This is a genomic window from Curtobacterium sp. PhB115 (genome assembly GCF_003752025.1).
Lineage (GTDB): Bacteria > Actinomycetota > Actinomycetes > Actinomycetales > Microbacteriaceae > Curtobacterium.
Genome location: NZ_RJKR01000007.1, coordinates 109,846 through 127,424, shown reverse-complemented (window position 1 = coordinate 127,424; position 17,579 = coordinate 109,846). Strand labels below are relative to the sequence as shown.

The following is a 17,579-nucleotide window of genomic DNA, read 5'->3' as shown; positions in this document are numbered from 1 at the left end:
CGGCGTGCTCGGCGCGGCGTGCTCGGCGCCGACTTTTCGCGCTCAGCGACACCTCACGCGCTCGAGCGCCCGTGAACTGTCGCTCAGCGCGAAACGGCGACCGCGACGACCACCGCGGCCCGTCGGCTCGCGGACCTCGCGGACATCGAGGCCCTAGTGGCCCATCCCGAGGCCGCCGTCGACCGGGATGATCGCGCCGGAGACGTACCCGGCGCCGTCGCTCGCCAAGAAGAGCGTGGCGTCCGCCACGTCGTCGACGGTGCCGTAGCGCGCCGCCGGGATCGCCTTCTTGAACTCGGCTTGCAGCTCGTCGGAGAGCGCTGCCGTCATGTCGGTCTGGATGAAGCCGGGGGCGACGACGTTCGCCGTGATGCCGCGCGACCCGAGCTCGCGGGTGATCGAGCGGGCCATACCGACGAGGGCTGCCTTCGACGACGCGTAGTTGACCTGGCCGATCTGACCGTAGGCGCCGACGACGCTCGACATGAGCACGATCCGGCCGAACTTCGCCTTCATCATGCCCTTGGTCGCGCGCTTGACCACGCGGAAGGTGCCGGTGAGGTTCGTGTCGACCACGCTCGTGAAGTCGTCCTCGGACATCCGGAGCAGCAACTGGTCGTTCGTGATGCCGGCGTTCGCGACGAGGACCTCGATGGGCCCGAGCTCGGCCTCGACCTGTGTGAAGGCCGCGTCCACCGAGGCGGTGTCGGTGATGTCGGCCTGCACCGTGAGCGCACCCTCGGGGCCGCCCTGTCCGTTCCGCGACGTCACGGCGACGCGGTGCCCGGCGGCGACGAACCGCTCGGCGAGGGCGTGGCCGATGCCGCGGTTGCCGCCGGTGATCAGGACGGTACGGGGGGTGCTCATGGTCGCTCCGTTCGGTGGTGGTGTCCGGCGCGTCGCGTCGGGAGACCCGGCTGACACGCCCGGACGAGCGTACCGGAGGCCACACGGGCACGCGTTCGCGCGCGGCGCACGCATGTCGGGCCGGACAGGCTTAGGCTGGGACACGGGTAGACGGAGACCATCGGTATGAAGAGCACGCACACCAGCATCACCACGCTCCCGGATTCGCCGGAGCAGGATCGGGCGCATCGCCTGTCCCGCTACGTGTGGCAGATGGCCATCAGAGTCGTGCTCTTCGTCGTTGCCGTGCTGGTCTACTCCATCTGGCACTCGTGGATCGCGGTCGTGCCGATCGTCCTCGCCGCGGTGATCCCCTGGGTCGCCGTCGTCATCGCGAACGCGGGCAGCCGCACCGAGAGCGACATGATCTCCCCCGCCGGTGCCATGCAGCTGTACGACGCCGCCGAACCGGGCCTCCGCGAGCAGCAGGAGGACGCCCGGGCGCAGGCGTACCGTGACGAGCAGGACCGCCTCCGTCAGCAGGCGCAGCACGCGCAGGACGAGTGGCAGCGCAACGGCGACCGCTCGAAGATGTGGGGGCACCGCTGATGGGCGCGACCTTCGACCTGCACACCGAACCGGGCTCGACCCCGGTGTGCTCGCGTGCCGGCTGCGTCTCCACCGCCGCGTGGCGCGTGAACTGGCGCAACCCGCGCATCCACGCCACCGACCGCGTGAAGATCTGGGCCGCGTGCGAGGAGCACCGTGACTTCCTCGCCGACTACCTCCGGTCCCGCTCGTTCCCGGTCCGCGTGACCGGCATGCACGAGGACGTCGACCGACTCGACGACGAGCGCGATCCCGTCGCGTCACCGAAGAACGACGTCGGGGTGCGCTCCACCGGCACCACCCGATGACGGACGACTTCGACCCGCAGTCCCGGTACGGCCGGAAGCACGCGGCCAAGCTGCAGCGCGCCGCCGCGAGTGCACGTGCGGGTGCCGGCGCGGGCGTCGGCTCGCCGGACGACGCACGCGACCCGGACGAGCCCTTCGTCGGCTGGCACTTCGTCCGCAGCCGCCGCTGGGTTGGGTACTTCGCCATCGCCGTGGTCTTCGCGATCGTCTGTGCGCTGTTCGGCATGTGGCAGTGGGACCGCCGCAACGAGGCCGTCCGCCAGAACGAACAGGTCGCCCAGAACTACGACCACACCCCGGTGCCGCTCGACCAGGCGCTGCCGGAGGCCTCCAGCTGGCACGACGAGCAAGAGTGGCTCCGGGTCTCCGTGACCGGCCACTACGACGTCGACGCGCAGCTGCTCGTGCGCAACCGCGTGCACAACGGTCAGCCCGGGTTCGAGGTCCTCACCCCCCTGGTCACCGACGACGGCCGCGCGTTCGTCGTCGACCGCGGCTGGGTCCCCACCGGCAACGCGCAGGACGCCCCCGACCACGTGCCGGCGCCCCCGTCCGGCGAGGTCACCGCCGTCGTCCGGCTGCAGGAGAGCGAGCCGCGCATCCCCGGCCGCACCGACCCGGCACACACCGACCAGGTGCAGTCCGTCACGCTGTCCGACGTCGCGAAGAAGGTGGACACGCCGATCTGGACCGGGGCGTACGGCGAGCTCGCCTCCGAGTCCCCCGCCCCGACCGAGGCCCGACCGCTCGGCTGGGAGCGTCCCACCGCCGACACCGGTCTGCACCTCAGCTACTTCATCCAGTGGTTCCTGTTCGCCGCCGGTGGCTTCGGGTTCCTGGCGTACGTGATGGTGCAGGAGTACCGGAACCTCAACCAGGACGACCCGGAGGAACGCGAGCGCGCCCAGGAGCGCCAGCGCCGCAAGGACGCCAAGCCGAAGACCGACGCCGAGATCGAGGACGACCTCATCGAGGCTCGCCGCGTCTGAGACGCGCCCAGAAGACGGAACGGGAGGCCCGTGGCGACACCGCCACGGGCCTCCCGTCCGTCAGCCGGTCAAGTCCACGACGGCCAGCGCGCGCTACGCGAGCTCGATGAGCTCCGCGTAGTCCTTGTTCCAGTGGTCCTCGGTGCCGTCCGGCAGCAGCAGCACGCGCTCGGGGTTCAGTGCCTCGACCGCGCCAGCGTCGTGCGACACGAGCACCACGGCCCCCTCGAAGCCGGCCAGGGCGTTGAGGATCTCCTCACGCGACGCCGGGTCCAGGTTGTTCGTCGGCTCGTCGAGCAACAGCACGTTCGCGCCGGAGACGACGATCATCGCGAGCGACAGACGGGTCTTCTCACCACCGGAGAGCACCCCGGCCTTCTTGTAGCCGTCGTCGCCCGTGAACAGGAACGACCCGAGCACCCGACGGGCCTCGGTCTCGTTGAGGTCGGTGGACGCCGACACCATGTTCTCGATCACGGTGCGGTTGATGTCGATGTTCTCGTGCTCCTGCGCGTAGTAGCCGATGCGCAGACCGTGCCCGGGCTGGATCTCCCCGGTGTCGGGCTGGTCGGCACCCGCCAGGATGCGCAGCAGCGTCGTCTTGCCGGCACCATTGAATCCGAGGATGACCACGCGCGAACCGCGGTCGATCGCCAGGTCGACACCCGCGAAGATCTCGAGCGAGCCGTACGACTTCGACAGCCCCTCGGCCATCAGCGGGGTGCGACCGCACGGGGCCGGCGTCGGGAAGCGGATCTTCGCGACGCGGTCGGCAACACGCTCGTCCTCGAGGCCGGCGAGCAGCTTGTCCGCACGCGCGACCATCTGGTGCGCGGCAGCAGCCTTCGAGGCCTTCGCACCGAAGCGAGCGGCCTGGTCCTTGAGCGTCGCGGCCTTCTTCTCGGCACCCGCCCGCTCCTTGCGACGGCGCTCCTCGTCGGCGACGCGCTGCCGCTGGTAGAGCTTCCAGCCCATGTTGTAGATGTCGATGGTCTGGCGGTTCGCGTCGAGGTAGAACACGCGGTTGACGACCTCTTCCACGAGCTCGACGTCGTGGGAGATGATGATGACGCCGCCCGGGTAGGTCTTGAGGTGCTCGCGCAGCCACACCACGGAATCGGCGTCGAGGTGGTTGGTCGGCTCGTCGAGGATCATCGTCTCGGCGTCCGAGAACAGGATCCGGGCAAGCTCGATGCGACGACGCTGACCACCGGACAGGGTCTTGAGCTGCTGGTCGAGGATGCGGTCCGGCAGCTTGAGGTTCGACGCGATCGACGCCGCCTCGGCCTCGGCCGCGTAGCCACCCAGCGCGTTGAACTGGTCGTCGAGCCGGCTGTAGCGACGCATCGCCTTCTCAGCGACTGCGGCGTCGTCGCTCGCCATGTCGAGCGTGGCGAGGCGGATGCCCTCCACGAGCTCGCCCAGGCCGCGGGCGTCGAGGATGCGCTTGCGCGCGGTCTCCTCCGGGTCGCCCGAGCGCGGGTCCTGCGGCAGGTAGCCGATCTCCCCACCGCGGTCGATCTTGCCGCCGGTGGGCTGCGTCTCGCCCGCGAGGGCCTTGGTCATCGTCGTCTTCCCCGCGCCGTTGCGGCCGACGAGTCCGATCTTGTCACCCTTCTCGACACGGAAGGACACGTCTTCCATGAGGAGACGAGCTCCGACGCGGATCTCGAGTTCGTGCACGGCAAGCACAGTGGACGTCCAATCAGTTGGTGGGTTTGCACAACGACGTGTGCGTGAGGTGCACCGCTACGCTGACGGGACCGATGGTTCCGAACGGGACCAGCAGTCCATTCTAGGAGAATCCATGACGAACGCCACCGGGTTCGCTCCCCGCGCAGTCCTCGCCGACCGTCTGCGGTCGCACGGGCTGGCCACGAACGCCGCCCTCGTCGCCGGCGGAGCCCTGTTCACCGCCGCGATGGCACAGCTCGAGGTGCCCATGTGGCCGGTCCCGATCACGGGACAGACGCTCGCCGTCGTGCTCGTCGGTGCGACCCTGGGTGCCCGACGCGGCATGCTCTCGCTGCTCGTCTACGCGGTCGCCGGTCTGGCCGGTGCACCGTTCTTCGCCGACATGACGGGCGGCCTGCAGGCCCTCGCCGTGCCGAGCTTCGGCTACGTCATCGGGTTCATCCCCGCCGCAGGTGTCGTCGGCTGGCTCGCGCGCCGCAACTGGGACCGTCACTTCGGTCGCGCCGCGGTCGCGATGCTGCTCGCGAGCGCCATCCCGTTCGTGACCGGTCTGCCGTACCTGGCGGTGGTGCTCGGCCAGCTCGGCGCCCCGAACGACGTGCAGTCGGTGCTCGCCGCCGGCCTCTACCCGTTCATCGTCGGCGGCATCGCCAAGGCGCTCATCGCTGCTGGTGTCCTGCCGCTCGCGTGGAAGGCGCTCGGCCGCCGCTGACGCACTGCCCGCTGCAGCACGGCCCCGCACCGATCGGTGCGGGGCCGTGCTGCGTGGTGGCGGCGCGGCGGCGCGGCGGCGCGGCGACGCGGCGGCGCGGCGACGCGGCGACGGGCTGTCGGCGGCGCGCCGGCGCGGCGACGGGCTGTCGGTCCGGTTCGTCGAGTGGTCGCAACCGTCCGCTCACGTTCGCCGAGTGGTCGCGGTCTGTCGCCTGGCCGCGGTCCAGGCGACAGAACGCGACCACTCGGCGTCCGAGCGGCGGGGAGTCGTGACCGACCGACGGGCCAGGCCCGCGGCGTGTTGCGACCACTCGGCGGCGCGCCCCGCGCGTGGCGTGCGCACGAACGGACGGGAGGCGCGGTGCCAGCTGGCACCGCGCCTCCCGTCCGTAGTGGGTCGCGACTAGATCGCGAAACCGAGCGCGCGCATCATCTCGCGCCCGTCGTCGGTGATCCGTTCCGGACCCCACGGCGGCATCCAGACCCAGTTGATGCGGAAGGCGTCCACGATGCCGTCGAGGGCGTTCGCGGTGTCGCCCTCGATGACGTCGGTGAGCGGGCAGCCGGCGCTGGTCAGCGTCATGCTGATGACGAGCGCAGAGGCCTCGTCGTCCCACGCCAGGTCGTAGATGAGTCCGAGGTCGACGATGTTGACGCCGAGCTCGGGGTCCTGGACCTCTTTCAGGCCCTCGACGACCTCGTCGAACTTCTCCGGAGCGAGTGCCGCGATCATCAGGCCTGCGCCTCGGCGGCGGCAGCGGCCTGCACGTAGCGGTCGTAGCCCTCGTTCTCCAGGCGGTCGGCGAGCTCGGGGCCACCCTGCTCCGCGACCTTGCCGGCGACGAACACGTGCACGAAGTCCGGCTTGATGTAGCGGAGGATGCGCGTGTAGTGCGTGATGAGCAACACGCCGAGGCCGGTCGCGGCCTTGGCGCGGTTGACGCCCTCGGAGACGATCTTCAGCGCGTCGACGTCGAGGCCGGAGTCGGTCTCGTCGAGGACGGCGAACTTCGGCTTGAGGAGCTCGAGCTGCATGATCTCGTGGCGCTTCTTCTCGCCGCCGGAGAAGCCCTCGTTGACGTTGCGCTCGGCGAACGACGAGTCCATCTTGAGGTCCGACATCGACTGACGGAGCTCCTTGATCCAGCCGCGCAGGGCAGGGGCCTCGCCGTCGATCGCGGTCTTCGCGGTGCGGAGGAAGTTCGACACCGTGACGCCGGGGATCTCGACCGGGTACTGCATCGCGAGGAACATGCCGGCACGGGCACGCTCGTCGACGCTCATCGCGAGGACGTCCTGGCCGTCGAGGGTGATCGAGCCACCGACGACGTTGTACCGGGGGTGACCGGCGATCGTGTACGCGAGGGTGGACTTGCCCGACCCGTTCGGTCCCATGATCGCGTGGATCTCGCCCTCGTTGATCGTGAGGTCGACACCCTTGAGGATCTCCTTGGTGCCCTGATCGGTGTCGATCGAGACCTGGAGGTCGCGGATTTCCAGAGTGGACATGACGTGTGTTCCTTCGGTTGCAGCTGTGTGCGGCGTCAGCCGCGGGAAGTGTGTGGGAGACGACCTAGTCGACCGGCACGGGGTCGTGCACGTCGACGTAGACCTGGCCGTCACGGACCTCGACCCGGAAGACCGGGACGGGTTCGTAGGCGGGGAAGTTCTGCGGCTTGCCGGTGGTCAACGAGAAGCGGGACCCGTGCGCCCAGCACTCGAGCGAGTCGCCCTCGACGAAGCCCTCCGCGAGGGAGATGTCGCCGTGGGTGCACGTGTCACCGATCGCGTGGACGGTGCCGGACGAGTCCTTGACGATCGCCACCGCGGTGCCGTCGACGACGACCCGCATCGGGCTGTCCACCGCGATGTCGGCTTCGGCGCAGACCTTCTCGGGCATCAGGCGGTGGCCTCGGCGGCGGCGTCTGCCGGCTCGGCGATGACCGAACGGCCCTCGGCGAGCTCCTGCTCGACCGCGGCGATGAGGCGTTCCTCGAGCTCGGGGGCACCGATCTTCTGGATGACCTCGACCAGGAAGCCGAGCACGACGAGTCGTCGGGCCTCTTCTTCCGAGATGCCACGCGACTGCAGGTAGAACAGCTGCTCGTCGTCGAAGCGTCCGGTCGCACTCGCGTGGCCTGCGCCCTCGATGTTGCCCGTCTCGATCTCGAGGTTCGGGATGCTGTCGGCGCGGGTGCCGTCGGTCAGCACGAGGTTCCGGTTCTGCTCGTACGAGTCGGTGCCGTCACCCGCGCGACCGATCAGGACGTCGCCGATCCAGACGGTGTGCGCGCCCTGACCCTGCAGCGCGCCCTTGTAGTTGACCCGACCGCGCGTGTTCGGCGCGTCGTGGTTCACGTAGACCTGCTGCTCGATGTACTGCCCGGCATCGGCGAAGTACACGCCGTACATCTCGGTGTCGGCGCCCTGCGCACCGAGGTGCGTCGAGGGGTTCACGCGGATGACGTCGCCGCCGAGCGAGACCACGACGTGCTTGAGGAAGGCGTCGCGGCCGACCTCGGCGAAGTGCGTGGAGACGTGCACGGCGTCGTCGTCCCAGTCCTGCAGGCTGACGACGGTCAGTCGGGCGCCGTCCTGGACGACGATCTCGACGTTCTCGCTGAGGAGCGCCGTGCCGCGGTTGTCGAGCACCACGATGCCCTGTGCGTGCGGCTCGGCGGTGATGACCGTGTGCGCGGCGCGGGGCTGCGTGCCGAAGTCTGACCGGGTGATCGTGATGAACTCGTGCGCCTCGGTCGCCTTGACGGTGACGGCGAGGACGGCGTCCCGCGCGGACCAGGCAGCGGCGGCGGCACGGTCCTCGGGCAGACCAGCCGTGCCGACGCGGGGGTCGTCGCTGCGACCCCACTCGACGTCGGCACCGTCGGACTGGCGGGCGAGGAACGGGTAGGCGGATCCGTCGAGACCGCCGTCGAGGAGCGGCTGGAGCTTCGCGAGGGGCGCGAACTTCCAGTTGACCTCGCGGCCGGTGACGGTCGGGAAGGCCTCGACGTCACCGGACTGGAACCGCTCGGAGCGGGTCTGGACCGGGATGGTCTTGTCGGGGGCGTCCCAGCCGCCGTCGGAGTGGGCTCCGGCGCCGTGCTGGGTGGTCGCCGCGGGTTCGATCGGCTGGTCGATGTGGGGAGGGGTGGTGCTGGACATCTAGCCGACGGATCCTTCCATGCTCATCTCGATGAGCTTGTTGAGTTCGAGTGCGTACTCCATCGGGAGCTCGCGGGCGATCGGCTCGATGAAGCCACGGACGATCATCGCCATCGCCTCGTCCTCGGGCATGCCGCGCGACATGAGGTAGAACAGCTGCTCCTCGCTGACGCGGGAGACGGTGGCCTCGTGGCCGAGCTGCACGTCGTCGACGCGGATGTCGATCGCCGGGTACGTGTCGCTCCGGCTGATCGTGTCCACGAGGAGCGCATCGCAGCGGACGGTGTTCGCGGCGTGGTGCGCGTTCGGGTCCACCCGGACCTCGCCGCGGTAGCCGGCGCGGCCACCGCCACGGGCGATCGACTTCGAGACGATCGACGACGTCGTGTACGGCGCCATGTGGATCATCTTCGCGCCGGCGTCCTGGTGCTGACCGGGACCGGCGAAGGCGACGGAGAGCGTCTCGCCCTTGGCGTGCTCACCCGCGAGGTAGATCGAGGGGTACTTCATCGTGACCTTGGAGCCGATGTTGCCGTCGATCCACTCCATCGTGGCGCCCTCGTGCGCGATCGCACGCTTGGTCACGAGGTTGTAGACGTTGTTCGACCAGTTCTGGATCGTCGTGTAGCGCACGCGGGCGTTCTTCTTCACGATGATCTCGACGACGGCCGAGTGCAGGGAGTCCGACTTGTAGATCGGGGCGGTGCAGCCCTCGATGTAGTGGACGTACGAGTCCTCGTCCGCGATGATCAGCGTCCGCTCGAACTGGCCCATGTTCTCGGTGTTGATCCGGAAGTAGGCCTGCAGCGGGATCTCGACGTGGACGCCCTTCGGGACGTAGACGAACGAGCCACCCGACCACACGGCGGTGTTCAGCGCGGCGAACTTGTTGTCGCCGGCCGGGATCACGGTGCCGAAGTACTCCTGGAAGATCTCCGGGTGCTCACGGAGCGCCGTGTCGGTGTCCATGAAGATGACGCCCTGCTGCTCCAGGTCCTCGCGGATCTGGTGGTAGACGACCTCGGACTCGTACTGCGCGGCGACGCCGGCGACGAGGCGCTGGCGCTCGGCCTCGGGGATGCCGAGCTTCTCGTAGGTCGCGCGGATGTCCTCGGGGAGGTCCTCCCACGACTGCGCCTGCTTCTCGGTCGAGCGCACGAAGTACTTGATGTTGTCGAAGTCGATGCCCGTCAGGTCGGCACCCCACGTCGGCATCGGCTTGCGGCCGAAGAGCGACAGCCCCTTGAGGCGGTTCTTCAGCATCCACTCGGGCTCGTTCTTGAGGTTCGAGATGTCGGTGACGACCTCTTCCGAGATCCCACGACGAGCGGAGGCTCCGGCCGAGTCGGAGTCGGACCAGCCGAACTCGTATTGCCCGAGCCCTTCGAGCTCGGGACGGTCGATGAGCACGTCGGACATGGTCTCCTCGTTTCCTTCTCGCGGGACAGCGTGTGCGGGTGTCAACCCGTGGCGTCTGGACGCCATTCCACCGCAGACCGCCGACGTTGCTGCGCACGGCGGTCACGGTGTTGCTCCCTCGCAACGACAATGGTTCCACGCAGTCCGTGGAGTGATCGGCGATCTCGGCTCATTCGGAGCCGGCGCCTGCCTAGACTTGACTGCTGCTGAACCCTCGAATCCTACAGGTTCACTGCACGGAACAACAGGAAGGCACCACCCTCGTGACTCGCGTCGGATCCCCCGTCGGCCAGGATCTCCGGACCCAGCGGTGGTGGTCACTCCCCCGCGTCGTCGATCCGCGGGTGGTCTGGCTCGCCTGGGCGTCCTTCGTGGTCGAGGTCATCCTGATCGGCACCGGCGGCCTCGTGCGCCTCACCGCCTCGGGTCTCGGATGCCCCACGTGGCCCAAGTGCACGGCGGACTCGCTCGTGTCGACGCCCGAGATGGGCGTCCACGGCATCATCGAGTTCGGCAACCGCCTGCTCACCTTCGTGCTCGTCATCGTCGCCGTCGCGATGTTCCTGGCAGTCGTCCGGATGCGCCGCACCCGCCCCGAGCTGTTCTGGCTCGCGTTCGCCCAGGGCGTCGCGATCCCCGTGCAGGCGGTCATCGGCGGCATGAGCGTCTGGTCGAACCTGAACCCCTTCGTCGTCGGCCTGCACTTCGTCGTCTCGGCCGCCCTGACGTCGGTCACCGCGACGCTGGTCTACCGCGCGATGAACGGGCCGCGCACCGCGGAGCGCCTCGTCCCCGCCTGGTACACGGGCGTGGTCCGCGGCACCGTCGCCGCCGTCGTCGTGACCGTGCTCGTCGGCATCCTCACGACGGGCAGCGGCCCGCACGCCGGTGCCGACGCCGCCGTCGACGGCGGACGCCTGCACCGCACCGGGTTCGACCCCGCCGTCATGGAGCACGTGCACGCATGGCCCGCGTACGCGCTGTTCGCCCTGACCCTCGTCCTGGTCGTCGGCGCGGTGCGCCTGCGCATCTCGAGCCGGTGGCCGCTCATGCTGCTGGTCGTCGAGTTCCTGCAGATCGCGGTGGGCCTCACCCAGGCGCGAACCGGCCTGCCCGTCGGACTCGTCGGCACGCACATGGTCCTCGCCGGACTGCTGGTCGGCGCGATGAGCGTCGTCGTCCTCTCCACCCGCGGGACCGCCGGGCGCGACGCCGTGCGCGTCTGACCTCCGGGCCGAACACACACCCGTTCTCCGACACCCCACGAGTCGTTCGACTCGTGGGGTGTCGCACATCGGGTGCTCCGCCCGCCGCGTCAGCACCGCGACCGGCGTGTCGGAGCCGTGCCGACGCGGCGCCAGCCCCACGGACCGCCCACCGGACTGGAGGCCCGTGGCGGGCCCGCCCCGTGCCTCCCGGCCGGCGTGTGCGCACGTCGAGAGCCGCGGGCAGCCCCGCAGACGCAGAACGACGTCCTCGACGTCGTACGACGTCGAGGACGTCGTACGACGTCGGTGCGACCCCTAGAAGGTGAAGACCTGCGGCAGCAGCGGGTCGATGCCCACCGCGATGAAGAGCAGCGTCAAGTACGTGATCGAGCTGTGGAACACGCGCATCGGCTGCACGTGCTCGACGTGCTGGATCGCCCGCGAGTACAGACGGTGCGACTCGACGACGAACCAGATGCCCCCGGCCAGCGCGACGACCGTGTAGAGCGGCCCCATGTGCGCGACCGGGATGAGCAGGAGCGAGCAGACGAGCGTCGCCCAGGCGTAGAGCACGACCTGCAGGCCGACGACGGTGCGACCGCGGACCACGGCGAGCATCGGCACGTCCGCGGCGTCGTAGTCGTCGCGGTACTTCATCGAGAGCGGCCAGTAGTGCGGCGGCGTCCAGAGGAAGATCACCATGAAGAGGATGACCGGGGCCCAGGTGAGCGACCCGGTGACGCCCGCCCACCCGATCAGCACGGGCATGCAGCCGGCGGAACCGCCCCAGACGATGTTCTGCGGGGTGCGGCGCTTGAGCCACAGCGTGTAGACGAACACGTAGATGAGGATCGCGACGACGCTCAGCGCGGCGGCGAGCCAGTTCACCAGGAAGCCGAGCACCGCGGTCGACAGGATCCCGAGGATCCACGAGAACACGAGGGCTTCGCGGTCGGAGAGCTCGCCGGTGACGAGCGGACGGGTGCTCGTCCGCTTCATGAGCCGGTCGATGTCGCGGTCGATGTAGCAGTTGAACGCGGACGCGGAGCCCGCGGACATCGCGCCGCCGAGCATCGTCCAGAAGACGAGCCACAGGTCCGGCACACCCCGCTCGGCGAGGAACATCGTCGGCGCGGTGGTCACGAGCAGCAGCTCCATGACCCGCGGCTTCGTCAAGGAGACGTACGCACGGACCTTGCGGGACAGCGGCGATCGGGGTCGATCGGTGTCGGGCCGGGTCACGGTGGCAGTCGGCAAGAGAACCTCAGTCTGTTCGCATCAGCTCGCACACTCGGTGGACGACTGCGGCGGCGTCCGGGCATGCGCTGACCCGGAATGTCCACGGGTCCCGATCAGTTTAGATGATCGAAGCGCCGCGATGATGCCCCGCCTCGCCATCCCGCTCCGATCCGCCGCGATCGGCACCGTCGACACGCCCGGCCCATCGCATGGTGGACGACAAGGTGTGACCATCGGGCGTCACCTGAACCCCTTCTGAGTACCGGGTCACTATGCTGGACCTGCCCTCCCGCAGTGCGCGCCCCGATGACGTCGGCCGCGATGAGCCGGTCGGCCGCCGCTAGACGGCGACACGACTCGGCCCCGGGATGGCCACATGTCCGTGCGATGGCACGAGCCCTCGCACATGTCGCATCAAGAAGGGTCAACATCCAAGTGGCTGAATTCACCTGGGACGCCATCGACCGGAAGGCCGTCGACACGGCCCGCGTTCTCGCCGCCGACTCGGTCGAGGCCGCTGGCAACGGTCACCCCGGCACCGCGATGAGCCTCGCTCCGCTCGCCCACCTCCTCTTCCAGAAGGTGATGCGTCGCGACCCGAGCGACTCCACCTGGATCGGCCGCGACCGCTTCATCCTCTCCGCCGGTCACGCCTCGATCCTCCAGTACGTGCAGTTCTACCTGCACGGCTACGGTCTCGAGCTCGAGGACCTGCAGCACCTGCGCAAGTGGGGCTCGAAGACCCCGGGTCACCCGGAGTACGGCCACACCGACGGTGTCGAGATCACCACCGGCCCGCTCGGCCAGGGCCTCGCGTCCTCGGTCGGCTTCGCCTACGCCCAGCGCTTCGAGCGCGGCCTGTTCGACCCGGAGACCCCGGCCGGCCAGTCGGCGTTCGACCACTTCACCTACGTGATCGCCGGTGACGGCGACATGCAGGAGGGCGTGACGAACGAGGCGGGCTCGCTCGCCGGCCGTCAGCAGCTCGGCAACCTCATCGCGTTCTACGACTCGAACCAGATCTCGATCGAGGACAACACCGACATCGCGTTCTCGGAGAGCGTCCCCGAGCGCTACGAGGCCCTCGGCTGGCACGTCCAGATCGTCGACTGGAAGAAGACCGGCGAGTACTCCGAGGACGTCGAGGAGCTCCACGCCGCGATCGAGGCCGCCAAGCAGGTCACCGACAAGCCGTCGCTCATCGTCCTCAAGACGATCATCGGCTGGCCGTCGCCGACCAAGCAGAACTCCGGCAAGATCCACGGTTCGGCGCTCGGCGCCGACGAGATCAAGGGCCTCAAGGAGGTCCTCGGCTTCGACACCGCGAAGACCTTCGAGGTCGCCCCCGAGGTCCTCGAGTACACCCGCGGCGCCGTCGCCAAGGGCCAGGCCGAGCACGCCGAGTGGCAGAAGACCTTCGACGCGTGGGCCGCGGCCAACGCCGACAAGAAGGCGCTGTTCGACCGGATGAACGCCAAGGAGCTCCCCGAGGGCCTCGAGGCAGCGCTGCCGGTCTTCCCGACCGACAAGGCCGTCTCGACCCGCGCCGCCTCCGGCAAGGTCATCAACGCCATCGCGCCGCTCATGCCCGAGTTCTGGGGCGGTTCCGCCGACCTGGCCGAGTCGAACCTCACCACGATCGAGGGCGCCAAGTCCTTCGGTCCGGTCGAGGCCTCGACGTCGACCTGGAGCACCGACCCGTACGGCCGCGTGCTGCACTTCGGCATCCGCGAGCACGCCATGGGCTCGATCCTCAACGGCATCGTGCTGCACGGCAACACGCGCCCGTTCGGCGGCACGTTCCTGATCTTCAGCGACTACATGCGTCCGGCGGTCCGTCTCGCCGCGCTCATGGGGGCGCCGGCGATCTACGTCTGGACCCACGACTCCATCGCCCTCGGCGAGGACGGCCCGACGCACCAGCCGATCGAGCAGGTCTCGTCGCTCCGTGCGATCCCGGGTCTCGACGTGGTCCGCCCCGCCGACGCCAACGAGGTCGCGTACGCGTGGCTCGAGATGCTCAAGCACCACGACCGCCCGGCCGGCATCGCGCTGAGCCGTCAGAACCTCCCCGTGTTCGAGCGTGGCGAGGGTGACGCCTCCGGTGAGGTCTTCGCCTCGGCGAAGAACGTCGCCAAGGGTGCGTACATCCTGGCCGAGGCGCCGAACGGCACCCCGGACGTGATCCTCATCGCGACCGGCTCCGAGGTCCAGATCGCGGTCGAGGCTCGTGAGCAGCTCAAGGGCGAGGGCATCAATGCCCGCGTCGTGAGCGCGCCGTCCATCGAGTGGTTCCGCGCCCAGTCCGAGAACTACCAGGACCAGGTGCTCCCGAAGGACGTCACCGCTCGCGTTTCGGTCGAGGCCGGCATCGCCATGAGCTGGCGCGACATCGTCGGCGACAAGGGCCGCAGCGTCTCGATCGAGCACTTCGGTGCCTCGGCCGACTACCAGACGCTGTTCAAGGAGTTCGGCTTCACGACGGAGCACGTCGTGGCCGCCGCGAAGGAATCGATCGCGGCTTCCTGACCCGCAGGGGCCGGGTCCGGTTCGCCGGACCCGGCCCTTCCTCCGGGAGGCGCGGCTCGGCCCCGCCACGCGCCTCCCGGTCCCCCAGACCCCGGCCATCAGGCCGATGAAGGAAAGAAGAGAAACACATGGCTGAGAACACCCCCACTGCCGCCCTCTCCGCGGTCGGCGTGAGCATCTGGCTCGACGACCTGTCCCGCGAGCTCCTCGAGACCGGTGCGCTCACCGAACTCATCGAGCAGAAGAACGTCGTCGGCGTGACCACGAACCCGACGATCTTCGCGTCGGCCCTCGCCAAGGGCGAGCGCTACGACGCGCAGGTCAAGGAGCTGGCCGCCGCCGGCACCGACGTGACCGAGGCGATCTTCGAGATCACCACGCAGGACGTCGCCAACGCGTCCGACGTCTTCAAGCCGATCTACGACGCCACCAAGGGCTTCGACGGTCGCGTCTCGATCGAGGTCGAGCCGGGTCTCGCGCACGAGACCGCCAAGACCATCGAGCAGGCCAAGTTCCTGTTCGACAAGGTCGGCAAGGAGAACGTCCTCATCAAGATCCCCGCGACGCTCGAGGGCCTCGAGGCCATCACCGAGGTCATCGGCGCCGGCATCCCGGTGAACGTCACCCTGATCTTCTCGCTCGAGCGCTACCGCGCCGTCATCGACGCCTACCTCGGTGGGCTCGAGAAGGCCAAGGCCGCCGGCCACGACATCTCCAAGATCCACTCGGTCGCTTCGTTCTTCGTGTCGCGCGTCGACTCCGAGATCGACAAGCGCCTCGAGGCCGTCGGCACCGACGAGGCCAAGGCCCTCAAGTCGAAGGCCGGCATCGCCAACGCGCAGCTCGCCTACCAGGTCTGGACCGAGGCGTTCGCCTCCGAGCGCGCCCTCGGCCTGCTCGAGGCCGGTGCGAACACGCAGCGTCCGCTCTGGGCCTCGACCGGTGTCAAGGACCCGTCGCTCCCCGACACGCTGTACGTGACCGAGCTGGCCGCGCCGAACACCGTCAACACGATGCCCGGCAAGACGCTCGACGCCACGTTCGACCACGGTGAGATCCACGGCGACGCCATCGCCGGCACCTTCGACGCCGCGCAGCAGGTCCTCGACCAGCTCGCCGCGCAGGGCATCGACTACGACGACGTCGTGGCGCTGCTCGAGAAGGAGGGCGTGGACAAGTTCAACGTGTCGTGGGGCGAGCTCGTCGACACCGTGAAGACCGCGCTCGAGGGCGCCAAGTAGTGACCGTTTCCATCGCTGCCAGCGGCGACGCCGCGCGGGCCATCGACCAGGTGGTCCCGCGGCTCGTCGCTGACATGGTGGCCTCGGGCATCACCGCCCAGGACCCCGAGCTGTGGGGACCGGACGCCGAGGCCGAGGCGTCGAAGCGCCTCGGCTGGGTGGAGGCCGTCTCGGTCTCCCGCCCGCTCGTCGCCCAGGTCACCACGCTGCGCGAGTCGCTCCGTGCCGAGGGGATCGACCACGTCGTCCTCGCCGGCATGGGCGGCTCGTCGCTCGCTCCGGAGGTCATCACGCGCACCGCCGGGGTCCCCCTGACGGTGCTCGACTCGACCGACCCCGCACAGGTCCGCGCCGCCGTCTCGACCGACCTCGAGCGCACCGTGCTCGTCGTGTCGTCGAAGTCCGGTTCGACGCTCGAGACCGACTCGCAGCGCCGGGTCTACGAGCAGGCGTTCCGTGACGCCGGCATCGACCCGACCGGCCGCATCGTCGTCGTCACCGACCCGGGCTCCGCGCTCGAGGCCGCAGCGACCGACGCCGGCTACCGCGTCTTCACCGCCGACCCCACGGTCGGCGGCCGCTACTCGGCCCTCACCGCGTTCGGCCTCGTGCCGGCGGGACTGGCCGGAGCGGACATCGAGGAGCTCCTCGACGAAGCCGACGCCATCTCCGCGCTGCTCGCCGTGGACATCGACGAGAACCCCGGGCTCGTGCTCGGTGCGGTCCTCGCCGGCACCCAGCCGCTGCGCGACAAGATCGCGATCGTCCCGGACGGCACCCACATCGTCGGCTTCGGCGACTGGGTCGAGCAGCTGATCGCCGAGTCCACCGGCAAGAACGGCCGTGGTCTCCTGCCCGTCGTGCTCCACGCCGACTCCCCCGAGGTCACCGCCGGGCTCCCCGACGTGCAGGTCATCCGACTCGTGGGTTCCCGCGAGGACGAGCGCCACGTCGACGAGGGCGAGGTCGAGATCACCGGAACGCTCGGTGGCCAGATCCTCGTCTGGGAGTACGCCGTCGCGGTCGCCGGGCGACTGCTCGGCATCGGCCCGTTCGACCAGCCCGACGTCGAGGCGGCCAAGGTCGCCACCCGTGCGCTGCTCGACGACCGTCCCGCCCCCGCCGAGCCGGCGTTCACCGAGGACGGCATCGCCGTCCGCGCGACGCCTGGACTGCCGGTCGGGACGACGCTCGCGGAAGCCGTGTCGGGCCTCCTGTCCGGACTGGACGCCACCGGCTACGTGGCGGTGCAGGCGTACGTCGACCGCACCGCGAACCGTGACCTCGAAGCGTTGCGCGACGCCCTGGCGGCGCGCACGCAGCGCCCCGTCACCTTCGGGTACGGACCGCGGTTCCTGCACTCCACCGGGCAGTACCACAAGGGTGGCCCCGCCACCGGCGTGTTCCTGCAGGTCGTGGCGGACGAACAGGACGACCTGGCGATCCCGGGTCGGCCGTTCACGTTCGGCCAGCTCATCCAGGCCCAGGCCGCCGGCGACGCGAGTGTCCTCGCCGAGCACGGCCGTCCGGTCCTGACCCTCACGACGTCGGACGTGCACGCCGCCACCGCGGCCATCGCCTCCGCCGTCTCCCACTGACTCGTAAGGAGTTCACCGA

At 69.5% G+C, this 17,579-nt stretch carries 16 protein-coding genes; 8 read left to right on the top strand and 8 right to left on the bottom strand.

Translation table 11 applies throughout. The annotated features are described in order from the left end of the window. Positions 1–153: 153 nt before the first annotated feature. A complete protein-coding gene (fabG, locus tag EDF19_RS10090; RefSeq protein WP_123680768.1) occupies positions 154–867 on the bottom strand; it encodes a 3-oxoacyl-ACP reductase FabG in 714 nt (237 codons plus the stop codon). A 165-nt stretch (positions 868–1,032) separates the two neighbouring features. On the opposite strand from fabG, the gene EDF19_RS10085 reads away from it, so the two are divergent. Genes EDF19_RS10085 through EDF19_RS10075 form a run of 3 tightly spaced genes read left to right on the top strand, consistent with a single transcriptional unit; the run spans position 1,033 to position 2,752 of the window. Beyond that, entirely contained in the window at positions 1,033–1,455 is a 423-nt protein-coding gene (locus tag EDF19_RS10085; protein ID WP_123680767.1) for a DUF3099 domain-containing protein, read from the top strand. Then, entirely contained in the window at positions 1,455–1,763 is a 309-nt protein-coding gene (locus EDF19_RS10080) for a hypothetical protein (RefSeq protein WP_395859872.1), read from the top strand. Before EDF19_RS10085 ends, EDF19_RS10080 begins: the two co-directional genes overlap by 1 nt. Further along, positions 1,760–2,752: an SURF1 family protein gene (locus EDF19_RS10075; RefSeq protein WP_123680766.1), complete on the top strand. Its 993-nt coding sequence runs from the start codon at positions 1,760–1,762 to the stop codon at positions 2,750–2,752. Before EDF19_RS10080 ends, EDF19_RS10075 begins: the two co-directional genes overlap by 4 nt. 93 nt (positions 2,753–2,845) lie before the next feature. On the opposite strand, the gene EDF19_RS10070 is transcribed toward EDF19_RS10075, so the two are convergent. Beyond that, positions 2,846–4,444: an ABC-F family ATP-binding cassette domain-containing protein gene (locus EDF19_RS10070; RefSeq protein WP_123680765.1), complete on the bottom strand. Its 1,599-nt coding sequence runs from the start codon at positions 4,442–4,444 to the stop codon at positions 2,846–2,848. Positions 4,445–4,559: 115 nt separating this feature from the next. Here EDF19_RS10070 and EDF19_RS10065 point away from each other — a divergent pair, with 115 nt between their 5' ends. Beyond that, positions 4,560–5,159, top strand: a complete 600-nt coding sequence (locus EDF19_RS10065; protein WP_123680764.1) for a biotin transporter BioY — start codon at positions 4,560–4,562, stop codon at positions 5,157–5,159. A gap of 405 nt (positions 5,160–5,564) precedes the next feature. Here the strand turns inward: EDF19_RS10065 and EDF19_RS10060 are convergent, their stop codons facing one another. From EDF19_RS10060 to sufB, 5 genes are all read right to left on the bottom strand, one after another. Then, positions 5,565–5,894, bottom strand: a complete 330-nt coding sequence (locus tag EDF19_RS10060) for a metal-sulfur cluster assembly factor (RefSeq protein ID WP_111083972.1) — start codon at positions 5,892–5,894, stop codon at positions 5,565–5,567. Then, positions 5,894–6,670, bottom strand: coding sequence for a Fe-S cluster assembly ATPase SufC (sufC, locus tag EDF19_RS10055; protein WP_123680763.1), 777 nt, complete (start codon positions 6,668–6,670; stop codon positions 5,894–5,896). Before sufC ends, EDF19_RS10060 begins: the two co-directional genes overlap by 1 nt. A gap of 64 nt (positions 6,671–6,734) precedes the next feature. Continuing rightward, positions 6,735–7,064 (bottom strand): non-heme iron oxygenase ferredoxin subunit, encoded by a 330-nt coding sequence (locus EDF19_RS10050; RefSeq protein WP_395860038.1) that lies wholly within the window; start codon positions 7,062–7,064, stop codon positions 6,735–6,737. Further along, positions 7,061–8,326 (bottom strand): Fe-S cluster assembly protein SufD, encoded by a 1,266-nt coding sequence (gene sufD / locus EDF19_RS10045; RefSeq protein WP_185022778.1) that lies wholly within the window; start codon positions 8,324–8,326, stop codon positions 7,061–7,063. The genes EDF19_RS10050 and sufD overlap by 4 nt, the downstream gene beginning before the upstream one ends. Then, entirely contained in the window at positions 8,327–9,745 is a 1,419-nt protein-coding gene (gene sufB / locus EDF19_RS10040; RefSeq protein WP_123680761.1) for a Fe-S cluster assembly protein SufB, read from the bottom strand. A gap of 263 nt (positions 9,746–10,008) precedes the next feature. Here sufB and EDF19_RS10035 point away from each other — a divergent pair, with 263 nt between their 5' ends. Further along, positions 10,009–10,971 carry a heme A synthase gene (locus tag EDF19_RS10035; protein WP_123680760.1) on the top strand — a complete coding sequence of 321 codons (963 nt, stop codon included), beginning with the start codon at positions 10,009–10,011 and terminating at the stop codon, positions 10,969–10,971. Between the two features lie 297 nt (positions 10,972–11,268). On the opposite strand, the gene EDF19_RS10030 is transcribed toward EDF19_RS10035, so the two are convergent. Beyond that, positions 11,269–12,195: a heme o synthase gene (locus tag EDF19_RS10030; protein ID WP_123680759.1), complete on the bottom strand. Its 927-nt coding sequence runs from the start codon at positions 12,193–12,195 to the stop codon at positions 11,269–11,271. A gap of 432 nt (positions 12,196–12,627) precedes the next feature. Between EDF19_RS10030 and tkt the strand changes: the two genes are divergently transcribed. The 3 genes from tkt to EDF19_RS10015 all read left to right on the top strand — a co-directional run bounded on the left by tkt (position 12,628) and on the right by EDF19_RS10015 (position 17,560). Next, positions 12,628–14,721: a transketolase gene (tkt, locus tag EDF19_RS10025; RefSeq protein ID WP_123680758.1), complete on the top strand. Its 2,094-nt coding sequence runs from the start codon at positions 12,628–12,630 to the stop codon at positions 14,719–14,721. 128 nt (positions 14,722–14,849) lie between these two features. Further along, on the top strand, positions 14,850–15,962 hold the full coding sequence (tal, locus tag EDF19_RS10020) for a transaldolase (protein ID WP_123680757.1): 1,113 nt from the start codon (positions 14,850–14,852) through the stop codon (positions 15,960–15,962). Further along, positions 15,962–17,560: a glucose-6-phosphate isomerase gene (locus EDF19_RS10015; protein ID WP_123680756.1), complete on the top strand. Its 1,599-nt coding sequence runs from the start codon at positions 15,962–15,964 to the stop codon at positions 17,558–17,560. Before tal ends, EDF19_RS10015 begins: the two co-directional genes overlap by 1 nt. The last annotated feature ends 19 nt before the right edge of the window (positions 17,561–17,579 follow it).

What these genes read in the sequence shown, in the direction of transcription:
- sufC (WP_123680763.1), bottom strand. Translation starts at nt 6,670, where the DNA reads ATGTCCACTCTGGAAATCCGCGACCTCCAGGTCTCGATCGACACCGAT.
- EDF19_RS10065 (WP_123680764.1), top strand. Translation starts at nt 4,560, where the DNA reads ATGACGAACGCCACCGGGTTCGCTCCCCGCGCAGTCCTCGCCGACCGT.
- EDF19_RS10080 (WP_395859872.1), top strand. Translation starts at nt 1,455, where the DNA reads ATGGGCGCGACCTTCGACCTGCACACCGAACCGGGCTCGACCCCGGTG.
- tal (WP_123680757.1), top strand. Translation starts at nt 14,850, where the DNA reads ATGGCTGAGAACACCCCCACTGCCGCCCTCTCCGCGGTCGGCGTGAGC.
- sufD (WP_185022778.1), bottom strand. Translation starts at nt 8,326, where the DNA reads ATGTCCAGCACCACCCCTCCCCACATCGACCAGCCGATCGAACCCGCG.
- fabG (WP_123680768.1), bottom strand. Translation starts at nt 867, where the DNA reads ATGAGCACCCCCCGTACCGTCCTGATCACCGGCGGCAACCGCGGCATC.
- EDF19_RS10075 (WP_123680766.1), top strand. Translation starts at nt 1,760, where the DNA reads ATGACGGACGACTTCGACCCGCAGTCCCGGTACGGCCGGAAGCACGCG.
- sufB (WP_123680761.1), bottom strand. Translation starts at nt 9,745, where the DNA reads ATGTCCGACGTGCTCATCGACCGTCCCGAGCTCGAAGGGCTCGGGCAA.
- EDF19_RS10060 (WP_111083972.1), bottom strand. Translation starts at nt 5,894, where the DNA reads ATGATCGCGGCACTCGCTCCGGAGAAGTTCGACGAGGTCGTCGAGGGC.
- EDF19_RS10085 (WP_123680767.1), top strand. Translation starts at nt 1,033, where the DNA reads ATGAAGAGCACGCACACCAGCATCACCACGCTCCCGGATTCGCCGGAG.